The sequence below is a fragment of the Spirillospora sp. NPDC048819 genome, from assembly GCF_040650055.1.
Taxonomy (GTDB): Bacteria; Actinomycetota; Actinomycetes; order Streptosporangiales; family Streptosporangiaceae; genus Spirillospora.
In genome coordinates this window covers 252536-261041 of sequence record NZ_JBEZGN010000008.1, presented here as the reverse complement: position 1 = coordinate 261041, position 8506 = coordinate 252536, and the positions used below count along the sequence as shown (strand labels likewise).

Below are 8506 nucleotides of genomic sequence, written 5' to 3'. Positions count from 1 at the left end.
GAAGGCCACAGCCGATACCTGGTTGGCGGCGGCGTTGACCTGGTGCAGGGTGTCGGTCAGCGCCGCCGCCTGCTCGGGCGTCGGCAGCAGCTTTATCTGCACCACCAGTTTCACAATCGGTGACTTTACCATTACAGTCCCCGGTTGGTGCGGGGTGGACCCGGGCGGCGCTGGACGCGCCGCCCAGAGGGAAGCGATTCCTCCCGGCCCTGAAGGACCAGGGCTCCTCGCTAGAAGCCTGCTGAACTCTCAGTCCGGGACATTCCCGGGCTGTCGGTTTCGTACGGGATGGCCATAGCGATGATGGTGTCGGACCGAATTGACGCCGTCACACATCCGGAGCCGCAGTCTCTCACCGAGCTGCGCGATCGTGCCGCCGCCGACCCCGACGAGGCCGTACGGTGGGCGGCGGCCCAGGCGCAGACCGTGGGACGGGATCCCAAGACCCTCGGCTGGCTGCTGGATCGTGCCGCCAACGACCGCGACCCAGCGGTGCGGAGGGTGGCGTTGCGAGCAGTGGCCGAGGGCTGGCGGGAGGATCCGAGAACCCCTGCCTGGCTGCGTCATCGTGCCGTCAACGACCCCCACGAGGACGTGCGGTGGGAGACGATGCAGGCGGTGGCCCGCGGTCTGCCGCGCGATCCGCGCACCCTCCCACTCCTGCACGACCGCGCCGTCAACGACCCCCACTGGGCCGTGCGCTGGCGCGCCGTACAAGCGGTGGCCGACGGCTGGCCGGATGATCCACAGACTCTCCCCCTGCTACACGACCGCGCCGCCAACGACTCGAACCCAACGGTGCGCCAGACGGCAAAAGGCAGCGGCGCAAGGCGGTAACTCACCGCCGGCGAACAGACCACTGTTGCCGCAACGGCCGGGTGCGGGGGCTCGTCCGGAACACGGCGCGCGGGGCGGCACATCGGGCGGCAAGAGTTCACATTTCGTTTCGCAGGGCGGCGAGTGCGGCGCGGACCCCGTCGCGTTCTTCGCCTGTCAGGTCCATCGGACGGTGGGCGAACGAGTTATCGGTCACGGTCGTCACACGCATGCCTGCGGACTCAGCCGCGGTCACGAGCGCACCAAGCCCGTTGAGCAGGAGCGCCAGACCCTGCGTGGCCGAGTCCACTTCCTGGTGTGAGTCGAACTGCTCGACCAGCTTCCGCAACCCCAGCCGGCGGTCGGGCTCGGGGACGCTGATCGCTCCGGCGGCCTGGTCGATTTGTTCGCGGTAGCGCCCTTGCCAGTGCTTCCACTCCCAGCCGGGCCAGTGGGTTTCGGCCGCGTCCGGCAGCCGGTCCAGGGTGCCGAGCGTCCACATTCCACCCGTCCGAGCATCCACGTCCAGGTGCACGCCTTCGCCGGGAAAACTCGGCCATGTGCTGACCGGCGACCCCGCCTGGTAATACGCCAATGACCGAGCTCCGTTTTCGATTACGGACTCAGCGGAGTTTTCGACCATGTGTGCTCTGACAACGCCTTCCTGTGCCACGGTGACCAGGCAGGGCAGCGGCTCATAGTCCGATGCCTTCTGGAGTAGGCGCGGCTTCTGAGGCAGCTTGCACTGGCCGTCCACCTGCCGTGGGTTCTCCCCCACCGCCGCGACGATGTCGGCGAGACCGTCGTACGCCCAGTCGATGCGCCAGCCCGGCCAGGTCCGCTTCATGACGGCCAAGGCCGCGGCCCAGTAGGTGGCGTCGTCGATACACCTGGAGTACCAGAGCAGACGCGACTCACCACGGTCGATGAGGGCGGCCCCCACGCACTCGGAGGCGAACATCCACGCCGGATCGGGTCGCTGCATGCCCGCGAACCGAGTCGCCGTCTCCGGGCCCGCCAACATGTCCAGTTCTATGGAGTATCCGCCCCATTGGGAGTAGTGCCGCCCCCAGGAGTCACCGTTCTTGATCACGTAATGCGCTCGTTCACCCATGAGAACCGATCGTAATCAATTCATCACGATCAGTTCGGAGGAGTTGTCACATTTCCCTCGGAGACGGTGCTGGGAAGGTGGCGCGGATTATGCGGCTCTTCGGGTCGCCCGTCCAGGACCAGGTGGCGGCGAGGGCGTCGACGGTGAGCAGCCCACGGCCGCCTTCCGCGAGCTCGGCCAGGTTCCGGAGGCGGGGCTCCCCCGGGCCGCCCTCGTCGGTGACGTAGATGATGACACCGGCCACGTCCCTACTGACGTCCACGGTGAACCGGCCGCCGTCGTCGCCGGAGCGGGTGTGCCGGATGGCGTTGACGGCCAGCTCGTCCAGGACGAGAAGAACATCGCCAAGGCCGGGAAGTCGGCCAGCAGATGCGCGGTGAACGCCCGGACGTGCCGGACTTCTTCGGGCCTCCCCGGGAACCCGCGCCGCCAGTACATCGGCGTCTCGTGCTGGGCGGGGACGGGCGCGGCGAGCAGCATTGATCACCTCTCGGGACGGTGTGTCATCGACCGTTCCATTTTCAGTGACCGCGTTGCCTCGGTAAGTGAAAGGGCGAGCTTGGCAGGCTCGCGGGGCAGCCCGGCACGCCTCCACTGAGAACGTTCGGCTCGTTTACGTAAATGATCGTGAACGTTCACCTGGGGAACGCCACCGAAACGAACAGGAGATCTCGCCTCGGATGTTCGAACCATCTGACTATCGATGACACGCTCGGAGTTCGCGTGGTAACACAGAGTGGATGCCCTGATCCCCCGTCAGCGGCGCCCCCGTCCGCCGGCCCGATCTTGGAGGTCTCCGGTGACCAGCCCGTTCGTTCGTCGGCGGCGTCTCGCCACCGAACTCCGGACCCTCCGCGAGCAGCACGGCATGACCGCCGACGATCTTGCCCGCCGCATCTATCGGTCCCGCATGACGGTGTCCAAGTTGGAGAACGCCCGCTGCCGCCCCGACGTCGGCGACATCGTGAAGATCATGAAGGTCCTCGGCATCACCGGCGGGAAGTTCGACGAGATCTTCAAGATCGCCTGCGACGCCGCCGAACGCGGCTGGTGGGACGCCTACGGCGACGCCATGGGCGCCCGCCAGCGCATGTACGCCGACATCGAGTCGGGCGCCGCCACCATCCGCGGCTACAACCAGATGTCGATTCCAGGTCTGGTGCAGTCTCCGGAATTCGTGCAGGCGCTCATTGACCTGGATCTTGCGGAAGGCTCGGAGATCGGCTACGTACCCGAGCGCACAATCCAAGCCCGGCTTCAGCGGCAGCAGACGTTCTTCCGTCCCGGCGGACCAACGGCAGAGATCGTCCTGGACGAGTTCGTGTTGAAGCGCCTCGCCGTCCCCGCAGCGACCATGGCGTCACAACTCCGTCACACGGTCGACGTGGTGTCCCGTCAGCCTCACTTCACCATTCTCGTACTGCCGTTGGACGCGCGCCTCTCCCCCGGCCGCCTACCACCGTCCACATATGTGATGTACACGTTTCCCGACCCTGTAGATCGCCCGATGGTCGTCGCCGAGAACGCGAACACCGACCTCGTGCACACAGTTCCAGGCGAGGTGGCAAAGTATGAGCGTCTCCACGACCGCCTCCGACAGGCCACGCTCCCCGCGCTGGAGAGCCTTTCGCTCCTTGCGGACACGGCCGATCGGCTGAGTGAACAGGCAGGGTACGACACGTGAAGCAGCAGTACCACGGCTGGCGTAAGTCCAGCCACAGCAATCCAGACACCGAATGCGTCGAAGTCGGCCGCTCCCTTCAAGGCAAGATCGGTGTACGGGACAGCAAACAAGGCGGCACCGGTCCCGTCCTGGACTTCTCCCCCCGCGAATGGGCTGTGTTCATGGAGGCCCTCCGCTCCACGAAGCGCTAAAGCGCGACCATTGCCGAGCCCGTCAAGCGCGGGCTCGGCCGACGTCTCCGCTCCATCTGGGCGTACGGCGGTCTCGCCGATATCGTTGCGGCGGTGGGGGCGCTGACCGGCCCGCCCTCAGTGTGCCGATGTGCCAGGGCTAGCTGATGCCCGTACCGCAGTGGGTGCGGATGGGGGCGCTGGTCGCGGTAACGCCGCCCATGGGTACCTGGTCGCTCATAATACGAACCGACAACTGGTAGTCGTAGGTGCCCACACGTCCCTTGGGGCAGGCTTCCGTCACCGCACCCACGGCCTGGCCCTGCTTCGCCGTCCACGCGGTCATCTGACGCTTTCCGTACGAGCGCGAGCCGCTCCAGCTATCGCGTTCCATCTGAAATACGTGGCGCATCCGGCCGGGCCGGTGAGAGCAATGCGTCGAGAAGCCGGCCCCCTGAATCCTCGCGGTCGGCGTGGACCGGTTCACCACGATCTCTCCCGACACGTGGATCGCCTTGACCGTCGTCTTGCACCACCAGCCGCGGACGGGCACGTACCGCACCGTCTCACATTCGTGGCGACCGCGCGGAGCCCGATGATCTCTGGTCTGTTCTGCGGCCGGATCCTCGGGCGCGGCGTCCAGATCCCCGACCGTCACCCGAACCGACCCGTCCGCCATCTTCTCGGTGCGCCAAGGAATACGCGTTTTCGTCGGCCTCGGCCGCGGACTCGCCGTCGACCGGCGTTTCGCGCATGGATCGGCGGTCGTCGCCGGTTCCGCACCCGGGGCCTTCCCCTCCCGCTCGGGCCTCTCCGGCTCGAGCGACTGCGGCGGCGGGGGCGCCGCCTCGTCCGGCCAGGTCACCACACAGCCCGACACGGTAACCAGAACCGGCAGGATCACGACCGCCCGACGCATGCACAGTCCCCTCGTCACGGAGCGAATGCAGAAAGCTCTGATTCAGATGCCTCAGTGCCGCGGCAGGTTCCCAGGAGTCGGCACGACGTCCGGAGCTTTGAGCGGCCATGTGCCGATGGACGGCCGTTCAAGCGGTCCGCGCCAGATGAACGATGAGAACGGCGTGCCATTCACCCGGTGCTGAGCGAACGGCCGAGCCCGCGTCTTGGTGGGCTCGGCCGTCGCTTGGTGCAAGTTGGGCGTCAGATCAAGCCCTGCTTGGTGAGCCAGTCCTTGGCGACCTTTTCCTGGTCGTCCTTGTCGATGGCGATGCGCTTCATCATGTCCAGGAGGTCCTGGGTGGTGAGCTTGGCGGAGACCGCGTTGAGGGCGGCCCGCGCCGTGTCGTTCACGGACTTCTTGTGGACGAGGGGGGTGACGTTCTGGGCGCTGAAGACGTTCTTCGGGTCTTCGAGGACGACCAGCTTGTTCTGCTGGATGGTGGGGTCGGTGGTGAACAGGTCCGCGGCCTGGACCTTGTTCTCGACGAGGAGCTTCACCAGGGTGGACTGGGCGCCGGCGTCGAACGGCTGGAACTTCTTGAACTCCAGGCCGTAGACCTCCTTGAGGCCCTTGAGGCCGTGCTGGCGGGTCTCGAACTCGGACGGGCCCGCGATGATGAGTTCGCCCGCGACCGGCTTGAGGTCGGCGATGCTCTTCAGGTCGTACTTGGCGGCCGTCTGCGGGTTGACGGTGACGGAGTCCTTGTCCTCGGCCTCGGCGGAGTCGAGGATCTCCACGTCCGGGGGCAGCTTCGCCTTCAGCTCCGCGTTGATCTCCTCGGTGGTGGCGGCCTTGCTGTTCTCGTCGACGGACGTGGTCAGCAGCGCGCCGTTGTACTCGGGCATGACGCTGATGCCGCCCTTGACGACCTGGTCGTAGTAGACCTCGCGGGCGCCGATGTTGAACTTGCGGGTGACCTTGAGGTCCTTGGCTTCGAGGACCTGGGCGTAGATCTCGCCGAGGAGGTTGCTCTCGGGGAAGTTGGCGCCGCCGACGGTGATGGTGCCGCTCTCGCCGCCGCCGGCGAGGGGGTTGTCGTCGCCGGAGTCTCCGCCGCCGCAGGCGGTGAGCGTCAGGGCGGCCACGAGGCCGACGGCCGCGCCACGGATGAGTTTCTTCATGGGTCTTCCTCTGTTCGGTCGGTCAGGAGGAACGGGCGGAGCCGAGCAGGCCCGGGGACACGACGAGGCGGCGCAGCCCCGCGAAGATCAGCTGGACGATCAGCGCGAGCAGCACCACCAGGACCGTGCCCCCGACGACGAGCTGGTAGTCGTTGCGGGCGAGCCCGTCGATGATGTAGCGGCCGAGGCCGCCGAAGCCGGGGTAGGCGGCGATGGTGGCGGTGGCGACGACCTGGATCGCGGACGTGCGGAGCCCGAGCAGGATCAGCGGCAGCGCCATCGGCAGCTCGGCCCGCCACAGCACGCCCCAGCCGGTCATGCCCATGCCGCGGGCGGCGTCCTTGGCGTCGGCGTCGACGCCGCGGACGCCTTCGAAGGTGTTGACCAGAATGGGCGGGATGGCCAGCGCCACGAGCGCGATGAGGACGGGGGTGATGCTGTACTCGATGACGACGATGAACAGCACCAGGCCGAAGGTCGGGATCGCGCGGGCGACGTTGGCGACGCTGATCGCGAGGAAGCCGCCGCGGCCGGTGTGGCCGACGAGGAGGCCGAGGGCGAGGCCGATGACGGCGGCGGCGAACAGCGACACCCCGGTGTAGTAGAGGTGCTGGAGCAGCCGGTGCGGGATGCCGTCGTCGCCCTGCCACTGCGCCGACGCGGTCAGCCACGTCCAGAACAGGTCGATCTGGTTCCACAAATCGTTCATGGTGCCTTGTGGGGGGACGACCCCCCACACCCCCCGTCCTCGCTTCGCTCGGTCATGAGGCCTTCCCGCGTGCCCGCGCCCACGGGGTGAGCAGCCGCTGGACCGTGACCAGGATCGCGTCGGTGACGAGGGCCAGGAGGACGATCAGGACTGTGGCGGCGATGATCTGGGTCTGGAACGACAGCTGGTAGCCGCGGATGATGTCGTAGCCGAGCCCGCCCTGGCCGATCAGCTGGCCGACGGCGACGAGGCTGATGGACGAGACGGCCGCGACGCGGGTCCCGGCGATGACGATGGGCACGGCGATCGGCAACTCGACCCGCATGAGGCGGCGCAGCGGGCCGAAGCCCATGGCGGTGGCGGCCTGCCGGACGGGTTCGGACACCGACGCCAGGCCGTCCACCACGTTCGGGACGAGCACCGACAGGCTGTACAGCGTCAGCGGGATCATGACGGTGGACGGGGTGAGCCCGGTGTACTGGATGAAGATCATGAACAGGGCCAGCGACGGGATCGCGTAGAACACGTTCGCGATCGTCAGCGTCGGCGGGTAGAGCCAGCCCCAGCGGCGGCACAGCACGCCGACCGGCAGCGAGATGAGCAGCCCGAACACCACCGGCAGCAGCGCGAGCCGCAGGTGGATGAGGGCGTGCTCGCCGAGCGAGTCGGTGTGGTCGGCGATCCAGCCCCAGTCGATCTCCATCAGCCACCGTCCTTGATGACCGCGGGTTCGTCGTCGGCGTCGTCCGTGGCGTCGTCGGCGGGCTCCGGCTCGACGTCCGCGCCGGAGCGGGCGATGACGGCGCTCAGGTCGTGCTGGTCGGCGACGCCCAGGAGCCGGCCCTCCCCGTCCACGCCGACGGCCCGGCCGGACGGCGACAGGATCGCGGCGTCGAGCGCGGCCCGGACGGAGTCGCTCTCGACGTTGAACGTGTGCCCGATCGGCGCGAGCCGCGCGTCGCCGAGAACGCCCGACGCGGGCAGCGCGCCCGCCGCGGCCCAGCCGAGGGGGAGCCGGTCGGCGTCCACGACCAAGACCCAGCCGTCGGAGGCGTCGCGCGCCCGGTCCACCGGCGCGTCGGCGGGCAGGACGTCCCGCTCGGTCAGCGGCGCGGACGCGGCGGGGACGAACGACAGCCGCCGGATGCCGCGGTCGTGGCCGATGAACCCGGCGACGAAGTCGTTCGCGGGGCGTGCCAGCAGCGCCTCGGGGCTGTCGACCTGGACGAGTTTCCCGCCGGTCTGGAACACCGCGATCCGGTCGCCGAGCTTGATGGCCTCGTCGATGTCGTGGGTGACGAACACGATCGTCTTGTGCAGTTCGTCCTGGAGGCGCAGGAACTCGTCCTGGAGTTCGGCGCGGACGACGGGGTCGACGGCGCTGAACGGCTCGTCCATCAGCATGATCGGCGGGTCGGCGGCGAGGGCCCGCGCGACGCCGACGCGCTGCTGCTGGCCGCCGGACAGCTGGAACGGGTACCGCCGCGCCATCGAGTGTTCGAGCCCGACCCGCTCCATCAGCTCGTGGGCCCGCGTCCGCGCCTTCTTCTTGTTCCAGCGCAGCAGGTGCGGGACGGTCGCGATGTTGTCCTCGATGGTGCGGTGCGGGAACAGCCCGGCGTGCTGGATGACGTAGCCGATGCCGCGCCGCAGCTGGGCGGGCTTGTGCTCCCGGACGTCCTGCCCGTCGATGAGGACGCGGCCGGACGTGGGCTCCGCCATCCGGTTGATCGCGCGCAGCGCGGTGGTCTTGCCGCCGCCGGACGTGCCGACGAACACGGTGATGCGGCCGGTGGGGCAGTCGAGACTGACGTCGTCCAGTGCGACGGTGCCGCCGGGGTAGCGCTTGGTCACGCCCTCAAAGGTGATCAAGGATTCACGTCCTGGTCGGGCGCCCGTGACGCCGATGATCGATTCGGCCTTCTCCCTGA

General features: G+C 68.2%; 10 protein-coding genes. 3 read left to right on the top strand and 7 right to left on the bottom strand.

The features are described 5' to 3' along the window. The first annotated feature begins 300 nt into the window (after positions 1-300). Positions 301-837, top strand: coding sequence for a HEAT repeat domain-containing protein (locus AB0C35_RS14800; protein WP_358455065.1), 537 nt, complete (start codon positions 301-303; stop codon positions 835-837). A gap of 97 nt (positions 838-934) precedes the next feature. Here AB0C35_RS14800 and AB0C35_RS14795 read toward each other — a convergent pair whose 3' ends face one another. Together AB0C35_RS14795 and AB0C35_RS14790 are read right to left on the bottom strand one after the other, a co-directional pair. Beyond that, positions 935-1930 (bottom strand): hypothetical protein, encoded by a 996-nt coding sequence (locus tag AB0C35_RS14795; RefSeq protein WP_358455062.1) that lies wholly within the window; start codon positions 1928-1930, stop codon positions 935-937. 46 nt (positions 1931-1976) lie between these two features. Beyond that, positions 1977-2417, bottom strand: a complete 441-nt coding sequence (locus tag AB0C35_RS14790; RefSeq protein WP_358455059.1) for an ATP-binding protein — start codon at positions 2415-2417, stop codon at positions 1977-1979. Between the two features lie 249 nt (positions 2418-2666). Between AB0C35_RS14790 and AB0C35_RS14785 the strand changes: the two genes are divergently transcribed. Next, positions 2667-3614: a helix-turn-helix transcriptional regulator gene (locus AB0C35_RS14785; protein ID WP_358455057.1), complete on the top strand. Its 948-nt coding sequence runs from the start codon at positions 2667-2669 to the stop codon at positions 3612-3614. Further along, positions 3611-3805 carry a DUF397 domain-containing protein gene (locus tag AB0C35_RS14780; RefSeq protein WP_358455054.1) on the top strand — a complete coding sequence of 65 codons (195 nt, stop codon included), beginning with the start codon at positions 3611-3613 and terminating at the stop codon, positions 3803-3805. The genes AB0C35_RS14785 and AB0C35_RS14780 overlap by 4 nt, the downstream gene beginning before the upstream one ends. Before the next feature lie 139 nt (positions 3806-3944). Here the strand turns inward: AB0C35_RS14780 and AB0C35_RS14775 are convergent, their stop codons facing one another. From AB0C35_RS14775 to AB0C35_RS14755, 5 genes are all read right to left on the bottom strand, one after another. Beyond that, entirely contained in the window at positions 3945-4703 is a 759-nt protein-coding gene (locus tag AB0C35_RS14775) for a hypothetical protein (RefSeq protein ID WP_358455052.1), read from the bottom strand. A gap of 242 nt (positions 4704-4945) precedes the next feature. Then, a complete protein-coding gene (locus AB0C35_RS14770) occupies positions 4946-5866 on the bottom strand; it encodes a glycine betaine ABC transporter substrate-binding protein (RefSeq protein ID WP_358455049.1) in 921 nt (306 codons plus the stop codon). Positions 5867-5888: 22 nt separating this feature from the next. Beyond that, positions 5889-6575, bottom strand: coding sequence for an ABC transporter permease (locus AB0C35_RS14765; protein ID WP_358455047.1), 687 nt, complete (start codon positions 6573-6575; stop codon positions 5889-5891). Between the two features lie 52 nt (positions 6576-6627). Beyond that, positions 6628-7278 (bottom strand): ABC transporter permease, encoded by a 651-nt coding sequence (locus tag AB0C35_RS14760; protein ID WP_358455045.1) that lies wholly within the window; start codon positions 7276-7278, stop codon positions 6628-6630. Next, positions 7278-8447, bottom strand: a complete 1170-nt coding sequence (locus AB0C35_RS14755) for an ATP-binding cassette domain-containing protein (protein WP_358455043.1) — start codon at positions 8445-8447, stop codon at positions 7278-7280. The genes AB0C35_RS14760 and AB0C35_RS14755 overlap by 1 nt, the downstream gene beginning before the upstream one ends. Positions 8448-8506: the final 59 nt, after the last annotated feature.

Bases quoted from the DNA above. Each gene is read 5' to 3' on its own strand.
- AB0C35_RS14800 (WP_358455065.1), top strand. From the start codon at position 301: ATGATGGTGTCGGACCGAATTGACGCCGTCACACATCCGGAGCCGCAG.
- AB0C35_RS14795 (WP_358455062.1), bottom strand. From the start codon at position 1,930: ATGGGTGAACGAGCGCATTACGTGATCAAGAACGGTGACTCCTGGGGG.
- AB0C35_RS14775 (WP_358455052.1), bottom strand. From the start codon at position 4,703: ATGCGTCGGGCGGTCGTGATCCTGCCGGTTCTGGTTACCGTGTCGGGC.
- AB0C35_RS14770 (WP_358455049.1), bottom strand. From the start codon at position 5,866: ATGAAGAAACTCATCCGTGGCGCGGCCGTCGGCCTCGTGGCCGCCCTG.
- AB0C35_RS14765 (WP_358455047.1), bottom strand. From the start codon at position 6,575: ATGAACGATTTGTGGAACCAGATCGACCTGTTCTGGACGTGGCTGACC.
- AB0C35_RS14760 (WP_358455045.1), bottom strand. From the start codon at position 7,278: ATGGAGATCGACTGGGGCTGGATCGCCGACCACACCGACTCGCTCGGC.